The organism is Pseudomonas helleri (genome assembly GCF_001043025.1).
In the GTDB taxonomy this organism is placed as follows: Bacteria; Pseudomonadota; Gammaproteobacteria; order Pseudomonadales; family Pseudomonadaceae; genus Aquipseudomonas; species Aquipseudomonas helleri.
In genome coordinates this window covers 165,666-189,404 of record NZ_JYLD01000008.1, presented here as the reverse complement: position 1 = coordinate 189,404, position 23,739 = coordinate 165,666, and the positions used below count along the sequence as shown (strand labels likewise).

Annotated in this window: 22 protein-coding genes and 1 pseudogene; 12 read left to right on the top strand and 11 right to left on the bottom strand. The window is 55.2% G+C overall.

What is annotated here, in order from left to right; translation table 11 throughout:
- On the top strand, positions 1 to 483 hold the full coding sequence (locus TU84_RS14860; RefSeq protein ID WP_048370150.1) for a YbaK/EbsC family protein: 483 nt from the start codon (positions 1 to 3) through the stop codon (positions 481 to 483).
- A 71-nt stretch (positions 484 to 554) separates the two neighbouring features.
- On the opposite strand, the gene pgm is transcribed toward TU84_RS14860, so the two are convergent.
- A complete protein-coding gene (pgm, locus tag TU84_RS14855) occupies positions 555 to 2,195 on the bottom strand; it encodes a phosphoglucomutase (alpha-D-glucose-1,6-bisphosphate-dependent) (RefSeq protein ID WP_048370148.1) in 1,641 nt (546 codons plus the stop codon).
- 235 nt (positions 2,196 to 2,430) lie between these two features.
- On the opposite strand from pgm, the gene eco reads away from it, so the two are divergent.
- Positions 2,431 to 2,913, top strand: a complete 483-nt coding sequence (gene eco / locus TU84_RS14850; protein ID WP_048370392.1) for a serine protease inhibitor ecotin — start codon at positions 2,431 to 2,433, stop codon at positions 2,911 to 2,913.
- 55 nt (positions 2,914 to 2,968) lie between these two features.
- Here the strand turns inward: eco and TU84_RS14845 are convergent, their stop codons facing one another.
- The 5 genes from TU84_RS14845 to TU84_RS14825 all read right to left on the bottom strand — a co-directional run bounded on the left by TU84_RS14845 (position 2,969) and on the right by TU84_RS14825 (position 6,997).
- Positions 2,969 to 4,075, bottom strand: a complete 1,107-nt coding sequence (locus tag TU84_RS14845; RefSeq protein ID WP_409348716.1) for a PQQ-dependent sugar dehydrogenase — start codon at positions 4,073 to 4,075, stop codon at positions 2,969 to 2,971.
- Positions 4,076 to 4,135: 60 nt separating this feature from the next.
- The gene (locus tag TU84_RS14840; protein WP_048370142.1) at positions 4,136 to 4,510 is read right to left on the bottom strand and encodes a hypothetical protein; all 375 of its coding nucleotides are present in this window, start codon (positions 4,508 to 4,510) and stop codon (positions 4,136 to 4,138) included.
- 131 nt (positions 4,511 to 4,641) lie between these two features.
- Positions 4,642 to 5,103 (bottom strand): hypothetical protein, encoded by a 462-nt coding sequence (locus TU84_RS14835; protein WP_228392774.1) that lies wholly within the window; start codon positions 5,101 to 5,103, stop codon positions 4,642 to 4,644.
- Between the two features lie 249 nt (positions 5,104 to 5,352).
- The gene (gene hdeA, locus TU84_RS14830) at positions 5,353 to 5,667 is read right to left on the bottom strand and encodes an acid-activated periplasmic chaperone HdeA (RefSeq protein WP_048370138.1); all 315 of its coding nucleotides are present in this window, start codon (positions 5,665 to 5,667) and stop codon (positions 5,353 to 5,355) included.
- 292 nt (positions 5,668 to 5,959) lie between these two features.
- Positions 5,960 to 6,997: a zinc-dependent alcohol dehydrogenase family protein gene (locus TU84_RS14825; RefSeq protein WP_048370136.1), complete on the bottom strand. Its 1,038-nt coding sequence runs from the start codon at positions 6,995 to 6,997 to the stop codon at positions 5,960 to 5,962.
- 334 nt (positions 6,998 to 7,331) lie between these two features.
- Here TU84_RS14825 and TU84_RS14820 point away from each other — a divergent pair, with 334 nt between their 5' ends.
- Complete coding sequence (locus TU84_RS14820) at positions 7,332 to 11,663, top strand: membrane-targeted effector domain-containing toxin (RefSeq protein WP_048370135.1); 4,332 nt, start codon at positions 7,332 to 7,334, stop codon at positions 11,661 to 11,663.
- Between the two features lie 108 nt (positions 11,664 to 11,771).
- On the opposite strand, the gene TU84_RS14815 is transcribed toward TU84_RS14820, so the two are convergent.
- Positions 11,772 to 12,125 (bottom strand): hypothetical protein, encoded by a 354-nt coding sequence (locus TU84_RS14815; RefSeq protein ID WP_048370133.1) that lies wholly within the window; start codon positions 12,123 to 12,125, stop codon positions 11,772 to 11,774.
- 49 nt (positions 12,126 to 12,174) lie between these two features.
- Positions 12,175 to 12,732, bottom strand: coding sequence for a TetR/AcrR family transcriptional regulator (locus tag TU84_RS14810; RefSeq protein ID WP_048370129.1), 558 nt, complete (start codon positions 12,730 to 12,732; stop codon positions 12,175 to 12,177).
- 105 nt (positions 12,733 to 12,837) lie between these two features.
- On the opposite strand from TU84_RS14810, the gene TU84_RS14805 reads away from it, so the two are divergent.
- On the top strand, positions 12,838 to 13,338 hold the full coding sequence (locus tag TU84_RS14805; RefSeq protein ID WP_048370127.1) for an HPP family protein: 501 nt from the start codon (positions 12,838 to 12,840) through the stop codon (positions 13,336 to 13,338).
- 13 nt (positions 13,339 to 13,351) lie between these two features.
- Here TU84_RS14805 and TU84_RS14800 read toward each other — a convergent pair whose 3' ends face one another.
- Positions 13,352 to 13,627 carry a DUF2798 domain-containing protein gene (locus tag TU84_RS14800; RefSeq protein WP_048370125.1) on the bottom strand — a complete coding sequence of 92 codons (276 nt, stop codon included), beginning with the start codon at positions 13,625 to 13,627 and terminating at the stop codon, positions 13,352 to 13,354.
- A gap of 129 nt (positions 13,628 to 13,756) precedes the next feature.
- Here TU84_RS14800 and TU84_RS14795 point away from each other — a divergent pair, with 129 nt between their 5' ends.
- Complete coding sequence (locus TU84_RS14795) at positions 13,757 to 14,698, top strand: LysR family transcriptional regulator (RefSeq protein WP_048370124.1); 942 nt, start codon at positions 13,757 to 13,759, stop codon at positions 14,696 to 14,698.
- Between the two features lie 748 nt (positions 14,699 to 15,446).
- Entirely contained in the window at positions 15,447 to 16,193 is a 747-nt protein-coding gene (locus tag TU84_RS14790) for an outer membrane beta-barrel protein (protein ID WP_048370123.1), read from the top strand.
- 52 nt (positions 16,194 to 16,245) lie between these two features.
- Here TU84_RS14790 and TU84_RS14785 read toward each other — a convergent pair whose 3' ends face one another.
- Positions 16,246 to 16,782 (bottom strand): hypothetical protein, encoded by a 537-nt coding sequence (locus tag TU84_RS14785; RefSeq protein WP_048370122.1) that lies wholly within the window; start codon positions 16,780 to 16,782, stop codon positions 16,246 to 16,248.
- A 172-nt stretch (positions 16,783 to 16,954) separates the two neighbouring features.
- Here TU84_RS14785 and TU84_RS26485 point away from each other — a divergent pair.
- Both TU84_RS26485 and TU84_RS14780 read left to right on the top strand, forming a co-directional pair.
- A pseudogene (locus tag TU84_RS26485) lies at positions 16,955 to 17,167 on the top strand (site-specific integrase); the annotation flags it as partial.
- A gap of 20 nt (positions 17,168 to 17,187) precedes the next feature.
- Positions 17,188 to 18,774: an ABC-F family ATPase gene (locus tag TU84_RS14780; protein ID WP_082148731.1), complete on the top strand. Its 1,587-nt coding sequence runs from the start codon at positions 17,188 to 17,190 to the stop codon at positions 18,772 to 18,774.
- Between the two features lie 58 nt (positions 18,775 to 18,832).
- Here the strand turns inward: TU84_RS14780 and TU84_RS14775 are convergent, their stop codons facing one another.
- Positions 18,833 to 19,810 (bottom strand): LysR substrate-binding domain-containing protein, encoded by a 978-nt coding sequence (locus tag TU84_RS14775; RefSeq protein ID WP_048370119.1) that lies wholly within the window; start codon positions 19,808 to 19,810, stop codon positions 18,833 to 18,835.
- Positions 19,811 to 19,978: 168 nt separating this feature from the next.
- On the opposite strand from TU84_RS14775, the gene TU84_RS14770 reads away from it, so the two are divergent.
- From TU84_RS14770 to TU84_RS14760, 4 genes are all read left to right on the top strand, one after another.
- Complete coding sequence (locus TU84_RS14770) at positions 19,979 to 21,520, top strand: HAL/PAL/TAL family ammonia-lyase (RefSeq protein ID WP_048370117.1); 1,542 nt, start codon at positions 19,979 to 19,981, stop codon at positions 21,518 to 21,520.
- A gap of 355 nt (positions 21,521 to 21,875) precedes the next feature.
- Positions 21,876 to 22,061, top strand: coding sequence for a hypothetical protein (locus TU84_RS25600; RefSeq protein ID WP_082148730.1), 186 nt, complete (start codon positions 21,876 to 21,878; stop codon positions 22,059 to 22,061).
- Between the two features lie 19 nt (positions 22,062 to 22,080).
- Positions 22,081 to 22,938: a transporter substrate-binding domain-containing protein gene (locus tag TU84_RS14765; RefSeq protein ID WP_048370115.1), complete on the top strand. Its 858-nt coding sequence runs from the start codon at positions 22,081 to 22,083 to the stop codon at positions 22,936 to 22,938.
- Positions 22,939 to 23,003: 65 nt separating this feature from the next.
- Complete coding sequence (locus TU84_RS14760; protein WP_048370113.1) at positions 23,004 to 23,720, top strand: ABC transporter permease; 717 nt, start codon at positions 23,004 to 23,006, stop codon at positions 23,718 to 23,720.
- Positions 23,721 to 23,739 lie beyond the last annotated feature (19 nt).

Sequence of the window (23,739 nt, the reverse complement as noted above, 5' to 3'; positions counted from 1 at the left end):
ATGAGCCTTGAATCCGTACGCGCTTTCTTCACTGCCAACGCCCCTGACTTGCACATCATCGAATTGGCCACCAGCACCGCGACCGTTGCCTTGGCGGCTGAAGCCCATGGCGTTGAACCGGGGCAAATTGCCAAGACCCTGGCCTTTCGCGTGGGTGAGCAGAATGTATTGTTGGTGGCCCGTGGCGATGCGCGTATTGATAACAAGAAGATCAAGAACGCACTGGGCAGCAAGGCCAAGATGCTTGATGCCGAGACGGTGGTTGCGCTGACCAGCCACCCGGTGGGCGGCGTCTGCCCATTCGGCCTGGCCACTGATCTGCCGGTGTATTGCGATATTTCTCTGCAGGCGTTCAGCGAAGTCATGCCCGCCGCAGGCACCACGAACTCGGCCGTGCGCATCAGCCCGACCCGTATGGCACAACTGGTGAACGCCCAGTGGGTGGACGTGTGTCAGGAACTTGAGGCACCGTGCGCGGTGTAGCACGAGCCTGCTCCAGGCCGTAAAAAAGGCTGGACCCTTGCGGGGCCAGCCTTTTTTACAGGTACTGATGCTTACGCGATGGCGTTATCAACCAGCACTTGAGCTTCTGCGACCAGACGGCCGAGGTGCTCGTCGCTGACAAAGCTTTCAGCGTAGATCTTGTAGATGTCTTCGGTGCCCGACGGGCGTGCAGCAAACCAGCCGTTCTCGGTCATTACCTTGAGCCCACCGATTGGCTGATTATTGCCCGGTGCATGGCTGAGGATCTGGGTAATCGCTTCGCCCGCCAAAGTCGTCGACTTGACTTGCTCCGGCGACAGCTTGCCCAGCAGGGCTTTCTGTTGCGGGGTGGCTTTGGCGTCGACACGGGTCGAGAACGGCAAACCGAGGTCTTCGGTCATTTTCTGATACAGCTGCGAAGGATCGCGGCCTGTACGAGCGGTCATCTCGCCGGCCAGCAGCGCAGGGATCAAGCCGTCCTTGTCCGTCGACCACACCGTGCCATCCAGACGCAAGAACGAAGCCCCGGCGCTTTCTTCACCACCAAAGCCCAGCGAGCCGTCAAACAGGCCATCGGCAAACCATTTAAAGCCGACCGGCACTTCGTACAGGCGACGACCCAGACGCGCAGCCACACGGTCAATCAAACCGCTGCTGACCACGGTTTTACCCACCGCCGCATCAGCACGCCAGTGCGGACGGTTCTGGAACAGGTAGTCAATGGCCACCGCCAGGTAGTTGTTAGGCGCCAACAGGCCGCCAGACGGGGTCACGATGCCATGGCGATCGTGGTCCGGGTCACAGGCGAAAGCCACGTCAAAACGCTCTTTAAGGCCGATCAGCCCTTGCATTGCGTGGCTGGAGGATGGGTCCATGCGGATACGGCCATCCCAGTCCACGCACATAAAGCGGAACGTTGGATCGACCGAGGTGTTGACCACTTCAAGGTTCAACCCGTAGTGCTCGCCGATTGCCGACCAGTAACGCACACCGGCACCGCCCAACGGGTCTACGCCCAAACGCAAGTTGGCACCGCGCAGGGTGTCCATGTCGATGACGTTTTTGAGGTCTGCGACATAGCTGTTCAGGTAGTCGTGGCGGTGCGTGTTGCTGGCTTTGAGCGCCTGCTCATAGCTGATGCGTTTGACACCGGCGAGCTTGGCGGCCAGCAGTTCGTTGGCCTTGGCTTCGATCCACTTGGTGACATCGGTGTCGGCCGGACCGCCGTTAGGCGGGTTGTACTTGAAGCCGCCGCTTTCCGGCGGGTTGTGCGAAGGCGTAATCACCACGCCATCAGCCAGCCCGGAAGTGCGGCCACGGTTGTAGCAAATAATGGCGTGGGAAATGGCGGGCGTCGGGGTGTATTCATCGTTCGCAGCGATCATGGTGTCGACACCATTGGCAGCGAAAACTTCCAGCGCGCTGGCACCCGCAGGGGTGGACAAGGCGTGGGTGTCGATACCGACAAACAGCGGACCATTGATCCCTTTGAACTGGCGGTACAGGCAAATGGCCTGACTGATTGCCAGCACATGCCACTCATTGAAGCTCAGCTCAAACGAGCTGCCGCGGTGCCCGGATGTTCCAAAAGCGACTCGCTGGGTGGCAATCGCTGCATCGGGTTGACCGGTGTAGTAAGCGGTCACCAGTCGCGGAATATCGACCAGCAATTGAGCTGGAGCCGGTTTGCCCGCAAGAGGACTGAGTGTCATGCAAAACCTCAAAAAGAAATGATTCGGAGGAAAAACCGCAGTTTACTGGCACTTCGACATTGGCGCGAAGCAATTGTCCTGACACAACGTATCAATTATGTCTTGTCAGCAAATTCTGCTTTATATGACGGCACAATTTGCATCCTGTTCCCGCTCATGGCAAAAATTGCCTCATCCCGGTGCGTCTGCAATGTGTTTACGGATGCGTATGTTTAAGTTCGAAAAAGGAAGCAGCATGAAACCACTCGTTATCAGCGCGGCCCTGACCCTCTCGTTGAGTACGCTGTGCAGCGTGGCCAACGCCGCCAAACTGGAAGATGTAGCCCCCTACCCTAAAGCCGATGCGGGTTTCACTCGTCAGGTCATTCGCCTGCCATCGCAAAAGAACGAAGAAGATTACAAGGTCCAGATCATTGCCGGTAAGACGCTTCAGGTTGACTGCAACCAGCAACGCCTGACCGGCAAGTTGCAAGAAAAAACCCTCAAGGGCTGGGGCTATCCGATGTACCGCCTGGATAAGGTCAGCGGCCCGTTGAGCACCATGATGGCCTGCCCTGACGGCAAGCCGCACCCCGACTTTGTGCCGGTGGTGGGCGATGGCTTCATGCTGCGTTACAACAGCAAATTGCCGATTGTGCTCTACGTCCCTAAGGGCGTTGAAGTGCGCTACCGGATCTGGTCCGCGTCCAAACAGATCAAGCAAGCGACCGCTGAATAATCCCTACGCAAGCCTTCAGGCGAGCAGGCATGCGTCTGCTCGCCCGACCCTTCGGTTACTCCAGGCCGACGCGATACACCGCGCCTTTGTCCTCATCGGTCAATACGTACACGTAACCGTCCGGCCCTTGGCGAACATCACGAATTCTCGCCTTCAAGCCACCCAGCAGACGTTCCTCGTGCACTACTTTGTCCCCGTCCAGCTGTAGACGGATCACATCTTTGTCCGCCAGGGCACCGATAAACAGGTTGTGCTGCCAAGGCTTGAAACGCTCACCATCATAAAATGTCATCCCGCTGATCCCGGGCGACTTCTCCCACACGTGATAAGGCGCAACCGTCCCTTCGACCACTTTGCCCTTGGCCTCAGGAATCGGCTTCGATGAGTAATCAATGCCGTGAGTCGCCAGTGGCCAGCCGTAGTTTTGACCACGTTCGATCAGGTTGATTTCGTCGCCGCCCTTTGGCCCGTGCTCATGGGTCCAGAGTGTGCCCGTCCAGGGGTTCAGGGCTGCGCCTTGCTGGTTACGGTGGCCATAAGACCAAATCTCGGGCCTGGCGCCTTTTTGCCCGACAAACGGGTTGTCCTCGGGGATGCGCCCGTCCGGGTAGATGCGCACCACTTTGCCCTGCAACTTGTCGAGGTCTTGAGAAGTGGAACGCTGGTTGTTTTCGCCCAGCGCGATAAACAGGTAACCGTCTCGATCAAAGACCAGCCGTGAGCCAAAATGATTGCCGGTTGAGAGCTTGGGCTCCTGACGGAAAATCACCTTGAAGTCGCTCAGCGAACTCATGTCATCGGACAAACGCCCGCGCCCGACCGCCGTGCCTGCGTTGCCGTCCTGGCCCTCTTCAGCGAATGACAGGTAAACCAGTCGATCGTTGGCAAAGTCCGGGGACAAGACCACATCCAGCAAACCGCCCTGCCCTTTGGCCCAGACCTTGGGCACGCCCGCCAACGGTGCCGACAGCTTGCCCTCAGGGCTCACCCAACGCAGGTGGCCGGGGCGCTCAGTGACCAGCATGCCTTTTTTATCGGGCAAAAACGCCAGCGCCCAGGGATGGTCTAGCCCCTGCACCACAGGTGTGGCGGTGACGGGGCCCAACTCAGACTTGAACGTCTGCGCCTGCCCGGTCTGGGCATTCGCCGTCAGCGCAAACATCGAGGTGACGACAAAGGTCGCCAATGCGGTTTTTTTCAACATCCGATAGTCCTTTTTCGATTAACGCGCATCCCTGGGCTGTACCGAGGGTGCCGTTGGCTGCAAGGTTTGAGGTACGGGTGGGTTTCGCGGGTAACCGTTGCCGATCTGGCCATTTTCAAGCGACGGCCTTTGCCCTTGAGGCACAGGTTGACCGGGGCGAATCAGACCGGGAGCGGGGCCTGTGCCTTGTCGACTGTTTGGGTTGATGCGCCGGATGGCGTTGTTGTTGGAAGGTGCCACGCCGGGGGTAAGCGTGTTCTGCGCCAGCAACACGGTGGCCGGTCGTTGGGCATGACCACCGTTGGCTATGTCGGGTTGAGCCTGGGCTGACGCGTGGGCGGCCATTGCGGCCAGCAGCAAGAGCCCAAAAGCACTGTGTCGCGCACTGATCATGGTTTGCTCCAATTCAGGGAAGCCTGAGCGTTGGAGTGCAGTTTGCCGATCCGGTTCGCGATTAATCCAGCGAACGCTTCATGCGCGCCCGCTCAAATGTCACATCTTGTTGCCAGCGCGCTGAGTCCGCCTCATTGCTCGTCCGTTTCGGGGCCGATAACAATGACCGTCGATTGCCGGGCTTCCTCCAGCAACGCTTGACGACAGACTTCATAGCAATCGTCGATATGCCCGTTACCGACCATCTTCATGACCCCAAAACTGATGCCCGCCGCCACCGCCTGCCCGACAAACGGGACGAAGCGCACCACAGACTTGGTCGCCACCTTGGTGCCCATCTTCTTGAGCATCGACATGACCAGGGTACGGCTGATGAATTTGCCGATGGCTTCGCTGCCAATGCTGCTGACCGCCACGATCACCAGGCGCTTGGAGCGCGAGTCCATTTGCTCGATTTGCTGCGGGGTCAGCCCGAATTTACTGTTGATCGCCGGCAGCATCTCGACCAGCAGCGCCACGTCGGTGCCAAGGTCCAGCCCCGGAACGGGAATGGCGGCAGCCCCCGCAGACACAGCGGAGCGCTTGGTAACCATGGACTTGCACTCGTCACGAATGCGGTCAAGCTCGGCTAATGACCTGATTAACATAAGATTCCCCAACAAAAAGAGATAACACGCAGGCAGTCTACTACGTCACCCCTGCGCACCAGGCAGCAGGTCTTTATATAGAGGGCGTGTCGCTCAGGAAATTCAGGTGGGATGTGGGAGTTTTTTGCAGGTGAAGGGCTCAAGCTAACAGGCGGGTGCAGCCTGTACTTGGGGAAAGTACAGGCTGAAAAGACGTTAAACGTCTTTTTTGACCTTGCTCCAGGCATCTTTGATTTTGTGCACGAAGGTGGCTTTTTTGTCTTGCTGGCAAGCAGTGATGACTTCAGGAGTCACTTTTGCCACACCATCAACATCGAGCACAGCGTCTTCTACCTTGCCACTTTTGTTAACGGCTTCACCCAGGCCGACAGCGACAGGCTGGAAGCTTTCATTGACGGCCAGAAAATCTTCGCAAGTCCACTGCGCCAATGGCTTCTTGGCGTCTGCCTGAGCCAGTGTCGACATCGCCAGCAGGCTTGCTGCGCCAATCATCAGAATGTGCTTCTTCATATGAATATTTCCCTATTATCAATGAGACAGTTACGTTGGTTCTGCCGCCAAAGACCATAGTTGTGGATATGGCTTCTGTCAAACCACACCCCCGGCTTTTTGTGATCGCTAAAAAGACAACTTCGCACGGCAGACAAGTGATAAAAAAATTATAAATAACAGACAGATATCAAACATCAACTGAACGTCAGTTATATAAATTTACAGGTTATCACCCGAGGGCTAGAAGCAACTGACTCAAGTCAACGCCGCCACTATAAAAGCCGCTTATATTGACGGCGCACCGCCTTGATTATTGAGTCAAGATGACCTTCATGGCTTTTTCCTGGGCAGCATTACCGAACACTTCATAGGCTTTGAGAATGTCGTTCAACGCAAAGCGGTGGGTGATCAGTTGCCCGGCATCGATCTTGCCCGACTGCAGTGTTTTCAACAGCATCGGGGTGGTGTTGGTATTCACCAGACCGGTTGAGATATTAACGTTCTGGATCCACAGTTTTTCCAGGTGCAACTCAACACTTTTGCCATGTACCCCGACGTTAGCAATGGTGCCACCCGGTGCGATCACCGACTGGCACGTGTCGAATGAAGCGGGAATACCCACTGCCTCAATGGCGACATCCACCCCTACCCCGTCCGTCAATTGAAGAATGCGCTCAACGGCGTTTTCGGTCTTGATGTCGATCACATGGGTTGCCCCAAAACGCTTGGCAACGTCCAGGCGATTGCTATCACCATCCACCACAATCAGTGTCGCCGGTGAGTAAAACTGCGCCGTCAGCAGCGCAGCCATGCCTACCGGCCCGGCGCCGACAATCACGACGCTATCGCCTGGCTTGACCTTGCCTGCCAGAACGCCGATCTCGAACCCGGTGGGCAAAATATCGCTGAGCATCACCAAGGCTTCTTCATCGGCCCCTGCCGGGACCGGATACAAACTGTTGTCGGCATGGGGAATGCGCACATATTGCGCCTGGGTGCCGTCAATCAAATGGCCCAGAATCCAGCCGCCATCGGCACAATGCGAATACATTTGGCGACGGCAATTGGTACAGCTGCCACATGAAGTAATACAGGAGATCAGCACGTGATCACCCTTTTTGAAGTTGCGAACCGCCGAGCCGACCTCTTCAACCACGCCGACGCCTTCATGCCCCAACACCCGACCTGCCGTCACTTCAGGCACATCGCCCTTGAGGATATGCAAGTCGGTGCCACAAATGGTGGTGTGCAAAATCCGGATTATGGCGTCGGTAGGTTTATCGACGACAGGCGTGGGGATTTCAGACCATTGTTTTTTACCGGGGCCCTGGTAGGTGAGCGCTTTCATGACAGCCTTCCTTTAGCAGTTCAAGAATCAGCAGCACTGCCAATCGGTACTCCGTGATCAGCAGACCGAAAATTACTCGATGCAGTTAAGCAGTCTTTGGCAGATATGCCTTCGTCTCCAGTAAAAAACGCCCTGTTCCCGACGAGGAGCAGAGCGTTATTCAAAGACCAGCACAAAATGGTATGGACTCGATGGCACAAAGCTACCGGGGCATGTTGCCTGTATGTATTTACAACAAAAATATTTATATAGGCCCACTACGCTTTGAACTTGCGATTACCTGATGCATCCGCGCGCAACACTGCCCATTTGCGGATCAACAGGAAGATTCAACATGACGGACCATATAGCCAAACTTAAACAGGCTGCACAGCAACTAAGCGAACTGATTGACGCACAACCGGGTTTTCGTGAGGTGTTGAATCACCGCCTGATGAGCAAGCATTCGCGTCTGCCTGAAGGCAGTTGCACCGATGACCTCTATGTAAACCTTGAAGCTCCAGCCACACTTGGACAAACGCCTGCACTCCTCAGCCATTCGATCACCAAGCTCATTGAGTTCAGTTTTTCCAGCCGGCAATTCCCCACGTATGTACAGGGGTCAACCCGGGTTTACAACCATCCCTATACCCTGGCCGATGAAGACGTGGCCCCGGTTATCGATATCGTTCACGTCGAAGAATTTGTTCATGACATTTGCTTCCGTCTTCAACAGAACGTAGAGACCGCACTTGAGCATTTTTGGCAGTCGCCATTGAGTTATTTGCAAGACCAAAGTCCCAAGGACTGGTTCTACACGTTCTTGCGTAACGTGCTCGTCACAGAAAGCAAACTTCGGTTGGCTGATAACACTTTGAGTGCACAGGGCCATGCCGCAATCGCTCAACTGCAAGCGTTTCCGACCGCCAGGCAGCGCCTGGACAGCCAAGAGCCTTCGCCGCGAGTGGTGTATGAGATCGATTTTAAAAGGCCACCCTTTCCGAATATCTATTTCCAAGGCTTGCTGGCCATCGTCGACAACAGTGCAGCCGAATCGGGGGATACGTCGCCCAAGGTCGTGCTCTACGTCCCCGGCAGCGGCCTCGAGGAATTCGAGTCTCTGCACACCTTGAGTCAAGAACTGCTGGCCAGGCTCGGTGATCCTTACCAACGTACTGCGCTGCTAAGTTATGTCGCTGTCAAAGACCGCGCAGCCGCATTGGACCTGACAGAGCTCAGTTACCATGAAATCAAGGGCGACGTGTTTAGCCATTTTGTCGATGGGTTAATCCAGCAACAAGCGCTCAACCTCCGTGAGGTGTGGAAAACCATTCGTGCCGAGCAGGTTGAGTACGACCTCGATGCGCTGAGCGAACACCTTGAAAAAGCCCTCGCTGCCAGTTTCTACCTTGATCCGGCCGGCATTCTCAAAGCGCGCTACACCCGATTGTTTGAAAACCAGTTACCCGAGTGGCTCAAACAGGCGCCCGAGGCGCGTAAACAGGCGTGGCGCATGGCCGTCCAACAGCTTTATCAAGCGCAACTCGCCGCTCAAACTCGCGACACCCAGGGATTTTTTGCCAGCGGCAGCAAAAACAGCCTGCTGGCTTACGCCAGAGCACGTCTCAGGCAACAGATACAAAAGGATCACAACGCAGACATTGACCCCGACAACGTGATCATCGCGACCACCGAAGCCTTTAACACAAGCCCTGGGTTTTATCCTTTTAGCACCTCGGGCTATGTAGCCGGGAACTCTGTTAGACGCACCGGCCCAACGTTCACCTACAAAACAACACGACGCACCCTGAGCGACCTGGCCCTGGACAATGTCGGGAAACTCGACATCACTTTTGCCCTGACGGCTCAAATTGAAGATGACAAACGTAAGCGTCACCCCTTTCTGACCAGTGCCTACCTCAAAGCTCTGGTAAGAACGCTGGATATTGGTGCCACCTATAAAAAAACCATCGAGGATGCACTGCTTTACGAGCCCGCGCTTAACTTCAAGTCAGCCCAGGCCCAATGGCGTCAGGAACGTTATGTCGCGCTCAACGACGCGCAATTGAACCTGGACCTCCTTGAAGCTCAACTCACCGACAACACCGAAAACACGCTGTCGCCAGAGGAAGTGTCGTGGGTTGAAGAGCTGCGCAACTACCCCATTGAAAAAGACCGACCCCTGGTGGCTGGCCATCGCATCAAGGTGAATGAGCTCATGCTCAAAGGCTACCCGTTGCCGGGCGTCTGGGTCATAACGGCAACCCCTTCCAGGCGCCTGCTGTGTTACACGCCCAACGCCCCGGATAAAGTCTGGTTTCGCAGAGTCGACTCCTTTAACGAGCTGGGCCGCGTTCTGTCTTCTGATGCGCTGCGCAGTTATGTATTAAACCGCGTGACACCCGCCAAGCAGCCCTATATCAAACCGTTGCTGATAGATAATTTGCTGGCGGCGAAGATTAACCTTCAGTCCATCAGTAAACATTTTCAAAAAACGGCTTACGCCATAGAAGCGCAATTTGCAATCCGCAATGCCGATGAGCAGTCAACCTCTACCTATGAAATCAATGTGCAAACCGCCAAAGACGTTGCACTCACTGTGATTGACATCATCAGCTTTGTCCTGCCGACCAAAATCATGCTACCGCTGGTGTTAATGAGGTTTATCTACAGTGTGGCAGACGGGATGGATGCGCTAGAACGTGATGAAAAGCTTGAAGCAATGCTGCATTTTTTAGACTCGCTGGCTCACCTCACCGATGGCGCTTCAGACTTTGCCGGCTCGATGGTTTTTGGCCGATCCCTGCGCAACCGGGCCACACCCCGCAGCTCAGGTCTTAACCCTGAAGCGGCCAGTACCCTGTCCCCCGATGCCATGACATTACGCACAGGCGGGCACTTTGGCTCAGGTGTATATGAGCACATCGACCCCTCGAACAAACAGGTCAGTCACTACTTAAAGGACAGCGCAGGCAAGCTGCATCATGGCCAATACGACAACCTTAACGAAAGCTGGTACGCGCTGGATAAACGCCAGCCTGATGCGCTGTACCGCACTCGCGCACTTGAGATTGCTTATGGCCGCTGGGACTCTGCTCCAACAACCGGCTCAGCCAAGCAACCGCTGGCAGTCCATCAATTATTAAACAAGTATGAGGTCATAGCGCTTGATGTTTATGGGACCCGCCCTACTCGCGAAGGTATTTACACCGTCACTAGAGCCGTAGGCACACCCGACAGCAAAGGTGTTTATCCGCACACAACTCACCATTTTATTCTCCAGGACGGCCGTGTCTTTGAAGTTAAAAAAGGGTGGTTGGGAAGGCATTGGTATTTGCATTTGAACTCAGGTGATCACCGCTCCACGTACAAAGTACGACGCCATACAAGCAGCGATGTTTGGGAAGTAAAAAACCGTCAAGCAGATAAAACCAAGCTGTGGCAACCTTTAAAACTGCACACGCCTGAGGTTTTGCCGGATACACCCGTGGTTCGGTACAGCGAATACGCTGCAAGCCCCGAATTCACTGACACATTGGACAGGCTGACAACCCATAACGATATTGACTTTACTAACTACTGCTACAGTGTCGACTCTCTGGAGAGTGCACGATCTCATGCGCATCAGTTGCAATTAAAAATGTACAAGGATGCGAAAGCATTCTTCAAAGACTTGCCTGCAAAACAACGTATACCCTCACCCGGCTTCGCGCCGGATACCGGTGTGCCCGAAATACTCACAACCCTTCATAAGAAATACACCGGGCTCATTATCGGAGAAACACACTCGGCCGTTTCAAGTAAACAGGTGATCATTGATAATTTTGATCTGTTTAAAAAAAACGACGTAAAAACGTTGTATCTGGAGCATTTACAGGCGGATCTCCACCAACTGCATTTGGATGCTTTCTCGAAAACAGGCCAGGTTTCACCCAGGCTTAACACCTTCCTTCGCGATCTGGACAACGGCTATAGCATTGACGCGAGCAGCCCTTACTCATTCAGCAACCTGGTCTACAACGCTCAAAAGCATGGTCTGAGGATAATCGCCATCGACTGTGTTGCAAGCTACTACACCAAAGGTATCGAAGGTTCGGCTGATAACGCGCGCACGACATTATTTAGCTACGGTGCCAGCCAAATCATCCGCAACCACCAGGCACAAACAGGTAGCCATAAGTGGATCGCCCTGGTCGGTAACAGCCACGCCAACGCCCATCAAGGCGTGCCCGGACTTGCAGAGCTGGAGGGCGCAATTTCACTGCGTGTGGCAGACGTTAAGCCAGGATCACAACGTGGCATAACAGTAGACCGCGGGGATGTTGGAAAACCCGACTTCATAGGCTCGAACGTCGCTTTTCTGAAAAACGACTTTTTGCTTGAAGTAGAAATACCCGGCAAACGCCCTAAAACGCCTCCCTTAACCGAATCTCAACTTGAGCAAACACTTCCCGAAACCGGCCAGTTCCTGTTCGATAAAGATCACCAGCACTGGCCCGAATTGATTCATCGTTCAAGCAGCCGGGAAATACTGCGTACGCCCTTGCAAACCGATGCAGAAGGCAAGCTCTACATCGAACGTCCCAATTGGGAGCACATTCACCAAAAGCGCTACAACCAACTGGATAACCTGATCAATGACCTGAAAGCGTATGGCATGAGAATGGTGCCTAACAGTCAACACTAGAGATTGTTGCCCTTTCACTTGGGAGCCCTTGAAGAGGGCGCAAGCGATAAAAGCAGAACGTTTTTCACGCTCTCTTCTTGCAGACTTGCCTGAGCTCGACGGGGCTACTTAACGTTGCTGCGAAACCGAGAAGTCAGTCTCGCCTTTGTCATCTGCCCGCATCACCACCTTATAAGCCTCGTTCGTCCCGCAACCGGAAACCCGCCAGGTCTCCTCGGCTTTCTGGACTGCGCCGCTCGGTGACTGATCTATGTTGGTAATACGGCTATCAACGGCGCTGATTGAACGGCACTGGGTTACCGCTGAAAACAGACGCTCGACTGTTGCATATACATCCTTGCGCAGCAGCGGATCAGTGACCGATTGCCCCGAGAACTGAGGGCTGCTGGCGCAGCCTGCCAATACCGTCCCGGCCAAAGCGAGGCTAATAAGGGCGCTGTGTTGCTTTGTCTTGGTCAACATAATCATTCCTTGAGATGGCGTCATGCCGTGTTGAGATCCCTTATCGTGGTTATTCACGGGGTGACGAGGCGCAGAGCACAGCCACCATTTCGCGTATTGGCGGGAGCATCGCCGGCACGAGTCCACTGACCTGGGAAGTGACAATAAGACCTTCGCCAATCACAAAGAGTTGCATCGCAACCGCCGCCGGCTGCGTCAGGCCTGCCTGCGTGCAAATACCTTGCAGGTAATTCAGGACCTGCTGCTTGTGTTGACTGGCCAGGACATGAGGCGGAGCGCTCTGAGCGCTGTATTCAGCCGAAGCATTGATAAACGCGCAGCCGTGGAAATCAGCCGACTGCACCCAACAGATAATGAAGTCGATATAGGCCTGGGGTCTGTTCGCTTGGTCAGCGCCCCCTACCGCCGTGGCCATTTGATCTATGAACTCGGCGTGCCTCAGTTGCAGCGCAGCCTCGACCACGTGTTCCTTGCTCGGAAAATGCCGGTACAGGGTTTTCTTGGTCACACCAGCCATCTGGCTAAGTTGCTCGACCCCCGAGGCATGAAAGCCCTGGCGGTAGAACAGATCGAGGGCCGCCCGGGTGATCACATCTGCAGTACTCATCACGAATTCCTTTGGAGTGAATGCGGCCAGTGTATACCGATCGGTTGACTTACAGGTAAACCGATCGGTATCCTTTTGTCACTGTCCCCTCGCCGAGTTAACGCCATGCCTATTATTCGCCTGCCTAAATCAAGCGCTCCACCCGCCCCCGATCTGCGTTTCAGCCTGATGTCGTTTATCGGCGTGGTCATCGCCATCGGCGTCACCGGCTGGCTTAGCCTGATCAGCGGAACGCCCTGGCTGATGGCCTCATTTGGCGCCAGTTGTGTGCTGGCCTTTGGCGTACCCGATTCCCCCCTGGCCCAGCCGCGCAGCATCATTGGCGGGCACATGGTGTCGACACTGGTCGGGCTCGTGGTGCTGCACACCCTGGGCAATGAATGGTGGGCTTGCGCATTGGCTGTCGGGCTGGCGCTGGTCTCCATGCAGCAGACACGCACGGTGCATGCCCCCGCCGGTGCCAACCCGTTGGTGGTCATCACCGCCGGTGCCCCGTGGAGTTTTTTGCTGACGCCCGTGTTGGCAGGCTCGCTGGTGGTGGTGATCACTGCCTTATGCCTTAACAACGCACGCAGCAAAGGCAGCTATCCCAAATACTGGCTGTAAAAGCTACCCCCGGTTAACGATGCGGATGAACCGTCATGGCCACCAGTTTGATTACGATGGGGCGCACCACAAGGATGCACAGGAAGGCGGCAGGCATGGCCAACTTATAAGCCTGCAAGGTGTTGTTCAGGTAATCCGCATCGATACCCGTATTCGCAGCAGTAATCACCAGCGACATTAAAAAGGCCATGATCGTGGACATGTACAACGCGAATACATAGGGCGTTGCACGCACCGAGAACTTTAGGCGGTTTGAAATCAAGGTGTTTGAAGTGCTTTTAGCGTTCATGTGTGGCCCTTTAATCCTGAAAGTGGTGGATGGCGCACCTTAACAAGATCAAAAACACGCAACTAGACGGCCATTTCTAGTTTGTTTATAAAGCAGATCTTACGAATACGGCCCGTTCAGGATCAAAACATGGATCTGTTTGCTGCGATTAACAGTTTTATCAAAGTAGTTGAAGCCGGATCGATTGCTGGCGCGGCGAAAAATCTCGGCCTCAGTGCCGCCGCCGTCAGCCAGACCATCAACCGCCTAGAAGCACACTTGGGCACGCGTTTGTTGCAACGCACCACCCGAAGCATGGCGCTGACCGAGGACGGAGCCCTTTACTACAACAAAGTGCAGCGCATTGTTACGGATGTGGAGCTGGCGCACCGAGCCATCAGCCATAGCGACAGCGAACTGCAAGGGCGGTTGAGCATCGCGTCGACTTCCGCTTTCGGGCGGCATGTCGTCGCCCCGTTGGTCGCGGGTTTTGCCACGCGCTATCCGCGTCTGACCCTGGAACTGAACATCACTGACAACAAAATCAGCCACATCCACAGCGGCATTGACCTGAGCCTGAGAATCAAGCCGCAACTGGAAGACGGGATCATTGCCCGCAAAATCGTCTCGGTGCCTTTTATTGTCTGCGCCTCACCGGCTTACCTCGAACGTGCGGGCTGGCCGGCTTCCCCCGACGACCTGCAACATCACGCCTGCCTGGGTTTTCGCTACCCTCTGGATGGTCGCTTTCTGCGCTGGGGGTTTATCAACAATGGCCAGCACAGTTATGCAGCGCTTAATGTTACGGCCACCAGTGACGACATTGACGCACTTGCACAAATGGCTGCCCATGGCGCCGGTATTGCGCGACTGGCAGAGTACATCGCCGCACCTTATATCGAATCGGGTCAGCTTATCCCGCTGCTTCAACACAGCCATTCACCGACTGAGTCATACACCAAGCCCCTGGATATTTATGCCTGCGTTCAAGACCGAGCGGCCATGACGCCAAAAGTTAAAGCTTTTATCAGTTACCTGAGCGAATACCTGGAAATACGCTGGCCAAAAGAGAACATATTTACCGATGTTTGATCTTCGACACAGGGCGCTAATGACCGACAAAATTTAACGTTTAACGCTTGCCTGCCGCAACCATAGACACCAGGCCCGGCCAAGCGAATCGCCCGCAAAGCCGCAGACTGTCGCGATCGGCAGTGACACCTTAGAGGTCTGATCGTGCCGGAGGGTAGACCTCTATAGACGCAAATCCCTCTGCCCGCCAATTAAACGGCCTAAGTTGCCAGAGTTGGCGTATTGACTCCCCACTCGAGTGTCAGTAAAACAAAAGCGTTAACCCTGATTAGCTCTCGACAAAGCCCGACGATAAATAACAAAACACGCAACTTACGACTTTTAAATAAGCTCATTTGGCTTATCTGTGCACCCGCAAGTGTCATCTTTTGTCGCTAGCATCTAACACTATTAGATGCTCCTTGTGTGAGGCTAAGGCTATGGAGAATAAAAGCAAACGCGGCTGGTCATGGGCTTATAAAAAGATCCGGGGCTTGCACTGCTCAAAGTTTACATCGGCCTATCGTGCAACCCGTTATGCCCTGCTGGGCGACACCGGGACTTTTTACAGCAAGGTGAGCTGGCGGAAAATTCGCATTTATCGCTAACGCTCAATAACCTGCCTGCAAGACGCCGATTGATTGATAACGGACTTCGCCGGTCTGTTACGAACAGTGCGTAACTCCCTCGCCATTATTTTTGAACTTTCTCTCTGACGCTTTATCGAAACGCTCGTTCGATATTTTTCAAGTCATGGAGACTCTTGCGAATGTTTACAAAAAAACTGCTACGTCACTCCTGCGCCCTGGCGCTTTTCAGCGCTCCGCTGGCAGTGATGGCCGCCCCAAGCACCGACCCGCTGTTCAACGTGGGCTTGCTGGGTTCCTACACTGACTTCAAATTCGAAGGCGGCAGCAGATCCGACAAGGAACACATGGGCCAAGGCGGTGTATTTGCCAACTATGGCAACAAAATGACCGCTGAATCGGGTTTCATCTACCAGTTGGGTGGCGAAGCCAAATACAGCAAGAAGGATGGCAACAAGCTCAAGGAAGCCCAGGCTGACCTCGACCTTGGCTGGCGTGCCGCGCTGGATGCGCGCAACTTTGTCGACGTGATCGTGGGTGGCGGTTACACCTGGACCCGTTTCGAGCCAGAGATCAACGATATCGACACCAAGCTGACCTACAAATCGCCGTTCGCCAAGGCCGCCCTGGGTTACAACCACCAGTTCGACACCTCGACCCTGCGCGTTGAAGTGGGTGCCCGCCAGACCCTCGATGGCCGAGCCAAGGTCAAAGTTAAAAACTTCGGCAGCGACACCGTGGACATGAAAGACCGCACCAACCCGTACGCAGAAGTGTCGCTGCTGATGAACCAGCAAGGCGACCTGCCTATTCAAGCGGGCGTGTACTACACCCGTACCGAGTACAAGATTGACGAGGATTCACCGGTTGCTGACAACACCAAACTCAAGCGTGACGAGTTCGGCGTGAAGGTCGGTATGGTCTTCTGATCCGCCCGGTCAGGCCCCGGCGTTGTCGGGGCTTGCACCGCGTAGATTAAGCTCACTGACTGGCGTTGGCCAGCTGCACATAGATGCAAAAACTGGCGAGAAGCAGCCAGAAAATCACAAACAGCCAAGGTGTTCTCATTGAGAACATGAGCGACTTTCGATAGCCCTTCTGACTGGATTCCTTTTCGTTAAACAAGGGCGATTCATCGTAGGCTTTACCCATCACCGGCTCACTTCGCAACAAATGGCTTTGCTTGAAATGCCAGTGATCAATAATCACATACGAAGCCCGAAACCCGGGCCAGGCATGCAATGAGCTAAAGATGCCCAGAACGGCCATCAAGCTTGGCACCACCAATGTGAACAGCTCTCCCCACTCAGGATTGAGATTGGCCATTGACGATGCAAACGCAATGACCAGGAACGACTGCGCCGTTAAATAGGCGTTCGTTCTATTTGAGAGCAGGCTGGTTTCGTACTGAATTTCTCTGCGATAGAAGTCCAGACGATCTTTCGGTGTACCAAATAACAAGACGTCAGCCGTGCACTCCTGTTGAAGGCGGGTATCTTCAGTGATGATTTTGGCCACAATGTGCCTCCGATAGACTGAATCATCTTAGAAGGCGTTTGGTTAAAGGGGTTCATTCTCACGTATCAACTGCCGTCTACTCCCGCGCAGTCATGAGGACCTGTATCGCATCAATGGCCCATCGAAACAGGGCTATCGCGCAGCGTTCACTCTGCGCTCATTCGGTTTCAATGGTCGCCTGCCATACAACTGTCGTCACACCTATGCGACAATGCGCGCCATGTCTGGCATGAACCCCGCTTTTATTCCTCAGCAGCTTGGCCTTAGCGTCCAATTGTTGCTGTCGACTTATGCGCGTTGGGTCAACTCAAGCTCAGATCGGAGTGGGCTTGAAAAGCTCCAGGTTGGTACCAAACGGCTACCAGCTCAAATACGCGCTCTCTAAGTTATTGATAGGTAAAGTAATTGATCTCCACAGCTAACATCACGATGCAGTTCGGCGCAAAGCCGCTATTCGAGAACGTTTCAGTAAAATTCGGCGCAGGTAACCGCTACGGTTTGATCGGTGCCAACGGTTGCGGCAAATCCACCTTCATGAAAATCCTCGGCAGCGATCTCGACCCGTCGGGCGGCCAGGTCATGCTGGAACCGAACGTGCGTCTGGGTAAGCTGCGCCAGGATCAGTTCGCTTACGAAGAATTCACCGTGATCGATACCGTGATCATGGGCCACGAAGAACTGTGGAAGGTGAAGGCTGAGCGCGATCGCATCTACTCGCTGCCAGAAATGACCGAAGAAGACGGCATGGCCGTTGCTGAACTCGAAACCGAGTTCGCAGAAATGGACGGTTACACCGCTGAGTCCCGCGCCGGTGAATTGCTGCTGGGTCTGGGTATCGGCATTGAACAGCACAACGGCCCGATGAGCGAAGTGTCGCCGGGCTGGAAGCTGCGTGTATTGCTGGCTCAAGCGCTGTTCTCTGATCCTGAAGTGCTGCTGCTCGACGAACCCACCAACCACCTGGATATCAACACGATCCGCTGGCTGGAAAACGTTCTGACTCAGCGCAACAGCCTGATGATCATCATCTCTCACGATAGACACTTCCTGAACAGCGTCTGCACCCACATGGCTGACCTGGACTACGGCGAGCTGCGCCTGTTCCCGGGCAACTATGACGAGTACATGACTGTCGCGACCCAATCGCGTGAGCAACTGCTGTCTGAAAACGCCAAGAAGAAAGCTCAGATCAACGAGCTGCAAGCGTTCGTCAGCCGCTTCTCGGCCAACGCCTCGAAATCCAAACAGGCAAGCTCGCGCGCCAAGGCAATCGACAAGATCACCCTGGCCGAGGTCAAGCCTTCCAGCCGTGTCAGCCCGTTCATTCGTTTCGAGCAGACCAAAAAGCTGCACCGCCAGGCCGTCATTGTTGAAAACATGGCTAAAGGCTTTGATGGCAAGACGCTGTTCAAAGACTTCAGCTTTACCGTTGAAGCCGGTGAGCGCGTGGCAATCATTGGCCCGAACGGTATCGGTAAAACGACGCTGCTGCGCACTATGGTCAATGAGCTGACTCCGGATGCCGGTTCGATCAAGTGGACTGAGTCCGCTGAGCTGGGCTACTACGCGCAAGACCACGCGCACGACTTTGAAGACGATGTGACCCTGTTCGACTGGATGGGCCAATGGACTCAAGGCGAGCAAATGATTCGCGGCACCCTGGGCCGCATGCTGTTCTCGAACGACGAGATCCTCAAGTCGGTCAAGGTGATCTCCGGTGGTGAGCAAGGCCGCATGCTGTTCGGCAAGCTGATCCTGCAAAAGCCGAACGTACTGGTGATGGACGAACCGACCAACCACTTGGACATGGAATCCATCGAAGCGTTGAACCTGGCGCTGGAAAACTACCCTGGCACGCTGATTTTCGTCAGCCATGACCGTGAATTCGTATCGTCGCTGGCCACTCGTATTATCGAGCTGAGCCCAAGCGGCGTGATCGACTTCAGCGGCACCTACGACGACTACCTGCGCAGCCAAGGCGTGGTGTTCTGATTCCAGACACCGGTAAAGCCCTGTAGGAGCGAGCTCGTCTCGCGATCTTTTGGCCTTTTTAAAGATCGCGAGGCAAGCTCGCTCCTACAGTTGCTTGTGCAGGCAGAGCTGTGATCAGGCGCTCAGTCATGTCTTCCTGCGCTTTTCCCCGACCTATCAACCAGCGCTGAAACGCCCGGCATTGTGCTTTCTGTAGCGTGTTAGGGTGCCAGCTCAGGTAATACGGCGATGGCAGCGCCATGGCGCGCGGCCACGGGATGATCAAGCGCCCCTCAGCAATGTCACGGGCAATCATCGAGTACTGCGCCAGTACGATGCCCTGATGATCAATAGCGGCCTGAATGGCCATGCTGGCCGAAGAAAAGCTTCGACGCACGGCAATCGTCTGCTCCACCACCCCGCCCTCCAGACCAAACCATTCAACCCACGACGGCGGCGAATCAAATTTCGGCCGTGAGTCAACGCGTATCAGTGGGTACTGAAGCAAGTCAGCGGCCTGCCCTACAGTGCCCGGTTGGCCTAAAAGCGCCGGCGAACACGCTGGCACCACACAATCGTGAAACAGTACAACGCTGCGCTCGGCGTATTGGACCGGCTCGCCATAGCCAATCCGAAAATCGGCATTTTCCTCCTCCGATGTATCCGCAAGCGTGCCATCCAGATAGATGTCGAGATCGTCATGCTCGTGCTGCCATTCGTAGATCAGCGGCCCCAGCCACTTGTTCATCAGTGAAGGCAGGCCACTGACATACAAGTTGTTGGGGTTTTTAGAGCGTTCGACTTCAGCCACAGCGGCTCTCAACTCTTCAAAGGCTGTCGAACATCTGGCATGGAAACGCTGGCCAATGGCATTCAAGCGCAAACGCTGGCCGTCCTTGACCGTCAGGCTCATGCCCAGCGCCTCATCCAGCAGTTTCATCTGCTGGCTCACCGCCCCCACCGAGAGGTTCAAGCGTTTTGCCGCCTGGGAAATACCACCACAGTGGCCGACGGTTTCGAATATTTGCAGGGCGCGCAAAGGCGGTAAGCGACTCATGGCAAGGTGCGGCCTCACAGGCATTTAAAGTTTAGAAATACTAATAAAACTGACAGAAATCGCCATATTTTCTTCACTCAAAAATCGCTTTAGCCTTCTCCCACGCTCAATCGAGCGACGGCTTGGCCGGTCCAGCCCCTTATTCATTTGGTTTCTCGGGAGTTCGCAATGAAAGCTCATCCTCAACAGATCACTCAGGTTGTTCTTGGCGATAGAGAGCCTTCCATCGAAGAGTTTGTGGCGGTCGCCCGTTATGCAGCCAAGGTCTCGTTTTCTGAGGCTTATCAGCAGCGCGTGAAAAAATCCCGTGGTCTGGTGGAGCGTTTTCTTGATGAGAATCGCTTGGTCTATGGCGTGACCACCGGGTTCGGCGACAACGTTCGCCATGTGATTTCTGCGAGCAATGCCAAGGAGCTTCAGGTCAATATCGTGCGCTCCCACGCGGTGGCCGTGGGCGAGCCGCTCAAGCGTGAGCAGGTGCGTGCGATACAGTTGATGGTGCTGATCAGCCTTGGCAAAGGGTATTCGGGGGTGCGCCTTGAGTTACTGGAACTGATTGCTGCCCTGCTCAATAACGACGTCGTACCGTTTGCACCCGGCGAAGGATCGGTGGGTTACCTGGCGGTCGAGGGGCACCTGGCTCTGGTCCTGCTGGGCGAAGGCAAAGCGCGGGTCAATGGCGGTGAATGGGTTGATGGCGCCACGGCGCTGAAACAGGTTGGCCTGCAACCGACCGATCTGCAGTGCAAAGAAGGCCTGGCCATGCTCAATGGCACCACCTCGGTGACCGCCATCGCCATTCTGGCTCTGTACAACGCCATGCAGACCGCTTCGTTGGCAGACGTCGCTGCAGCACTGTCCATGGAAGCGTTAAAAGGCACGATTCGGGCTTTCGATCCACGCTATCACTCGATCAAGGCACATAAAGAGCAGGCGCAAACTGCACGGGACATAAAGGCGATGCTGCATGACAGCCAACTGATCGCTGAAAACATCGACTACCGGCTACAGGACGCCTACAGCCTGCGCTCCATCCCCCAAGTACACGGCGCGTCGAAACGTTTTATCGAGCACGCGCGGGAAAATATCGAAAACGAAATTCACTCTTCAGGCGACAACCCGGTGATCTACCCGCTTGATGACGGCGACGGGATTGCCATCTCGGGCGCCAACTTTGATGGCACCTACATCGGCATGTCAGCCGACTCCTTGTGCGTGGCACTGGCCAACCTGGCGAAGATTGCCGAGCGCCGTATTGATCGCATGGTTAACTCGCACTTCAGTGAAATGCCCGCTTTTTTGGTGCGCAATCCGGGCCTGAACAGCGGCTACATGATCCTGCAATACACTGCGGCAGGCCTGTATGCGGAAATGAAGTCGCTGTCGTTCCCCTCCTCTGTCGATAGCTTCTCGACCTGCGCCAACCAAGAAGACCTGGTCAGCCTGGCCTATAACGCCGTGATCAAGGCCTACAAAGTGTCCGAAAAACTGGAATCTGTGCTGGCCATCGAGCTGCTGGTGGGCTGCCAGGCCCTGGACTTCCATGACGTGGGCAAAGCCTCCAGCGTGACCAAAGCGGTGTATGACCTGGTGCGCAGCCGTGTATCGGTGGCTGAACATGACCGCGCTTTCTATACCGACATTGCCAGCGTGACCGAGCAAGTGCGCAGCGGCGAAGTACTCGCCACCGTGCAGCAAAACCTCAAGTAAACAGGCCGCGTTCCAAGAGAGGGCTGCCCGATAAAGCGTGGCCCTCCCCACACAGACAGTCGTACCCGTTACCCCTCGCCGCGCACCACTTTAATCCACACTGTCACCGTTCGTACCACCGTGGTGCACTTTCAGACCCAAACACCCGCCTTACCACTGCTGGATAAAACCCCCGCAACCAATAAATACCCATAACCTTCTGTTTCTAAAGCATTTTTACTGAATTTAAAACGGATTGATCGATGAGAAATCAAGTTGGCCGATTGATTGCATATGCTTGTATGTACAAGCAAATACATGTTCGCACGTACCTCTACCCAGCGGGTTTGGTTTGATCGAGTCGAGTGACAGAAAAATGGACGTTCCAACGCTCAGCCACGGCAACAACATCCGTCAGTTGGCCCAGGACGTCGGCGTGGAAAATGCATTCGCCTTCACAGGCTTAGTACCGGTTTGCATCCGTTTGCAATCCCAGAAAAAACGGTGTGTACCGACCTTGGCGATTCGGCCTGAGCCGGATCAGTTCGCAACACTCAATTGATTAGACAGGAAGTACCAAGATGTCGAACAAATCAAGCTGGTTGGGTTCTGTAGCGCTCAGTGCAATGGTGTTGGCCTGTGCTCCGGCACTCCAGGCCAAAGAGTGGACATCGGTCAATATCGCCACAGAGGGCGCCTATGAACCCTGGAACCTGACACTGCCAGGTGGAAAAGTCAGCGGCTTCGAGCCAGAACTGATGGACGTGATCTGTCAGCGCATGAAGCTCAAGTGCAACATCGTCGTGCAGAACTGGGACGGCATGATCGCCAGCCTCAATGCAGGCAAATTCGACGTGCTGATGGACGCCATTGTCATCAACGACGAACGCCAGAAGGTCATGGCCTTCTCTACGCCTTACGCCCAGACCCCGGCCAGTTTTGTCGCCCTGCAAGCCGACTTGCTGCCAGGCAAAACCGGTACTGACGCGGCCATCACCCTGGGCACCGACCCCAAGGAAATCCGTGCTGGCGTTGAAGACCTGCGCAAGGCGCTCAAAGGCAAAACCATCGGCATCGCCTCCGGCACCATTTACACCTCATTCATTGATCAAAACTTCAAGGACGTGGCGACGATCCGTGAATACGGCAGCTCGTCCGAGGCCATTCTCGACCTGCAATCCGGTCGGATCGACGTTGCGTTTGATGACGTGACCTTCTTCAACTCGCTGATGGACAAGCCGGAGAACAAGTCACTGGTGTACACCGGCCCGGTGATCAAAGGCCCGATCTGGGGTGAAGGCGAAGCACTGGGCTTTCGCCAGAACGACGTGGAGCTCAAAGCCAAGTTCGACGCCGCCCTCAAGGAGGCCATGGCTGATGGCACGATCAAAACCCTGAGCGAGAAATGGTTCAAGCAGGACCTGACCCCCAAGCAATGATCTGAATGGCCCGGCAGCGTGAAGGGTGCCGGGCTGCTTAACCCTTTTTAGACGTGGGATCCTCTATGAACCTCTTGCAGCTACTCAGTTTTGGTGACTCAGGTTGGGGGATGGCGCTGCTCAAGGCCACCGGCATGACCCTGGTATTGACCCTCGCAGCGCTGCTGGTGGGGGCAGTATTTGGCAGCCTGGTGGCGGCGGCCAAACTCTCCCGCCGCCGCAGTTTGCGCGGGCTGGGAAATCTGTACTCGATACTGTTCAGGGGGATTCCCGAGTTGCTGGTGATCTACCTGTTCTACTTTGGTGGGGCCAGTGTGGTGACGGCGGTTGGCCATTGGTTCGGCGGCGAAGGCTATATCGACGTGCCGCCTTTTCTGGTCGGGGCGTTGGCGGTGGGGCTGATCTCTGGCTCTTATCAGGCGGAAGTCTACCGGGGCGCCTTTCTCGCCGTATCGCGTGGCGAACTGGAAGCCGGGCTGGCCATCGGCATGAGCCGTGCCATGCGCTTCAAACGGATTCTGGTGCCGCAGATTTTGCGCTACGCGCTGCCGGGTCTGGGCAATGTCTGGCAAATGAGCCTGAAAGATTCCGCGCTGATTTCAGTCATTGGTCTGGTGGAATTGATGCGCGCCAGTCAGGTCGCAGCCGGGTCCACCCGCCACTATTTCACCTTCTACATCATCGGGGGCGCGCTGTACCTCATACTCACCGGCCTCTCCGGTCGGCTGTTCCACATGGCTGAAGCCCGCGTGCGACGTACGCGGCAGCGCAGCCCAGTCTAGTTCGCGTCGGGAGCGACAC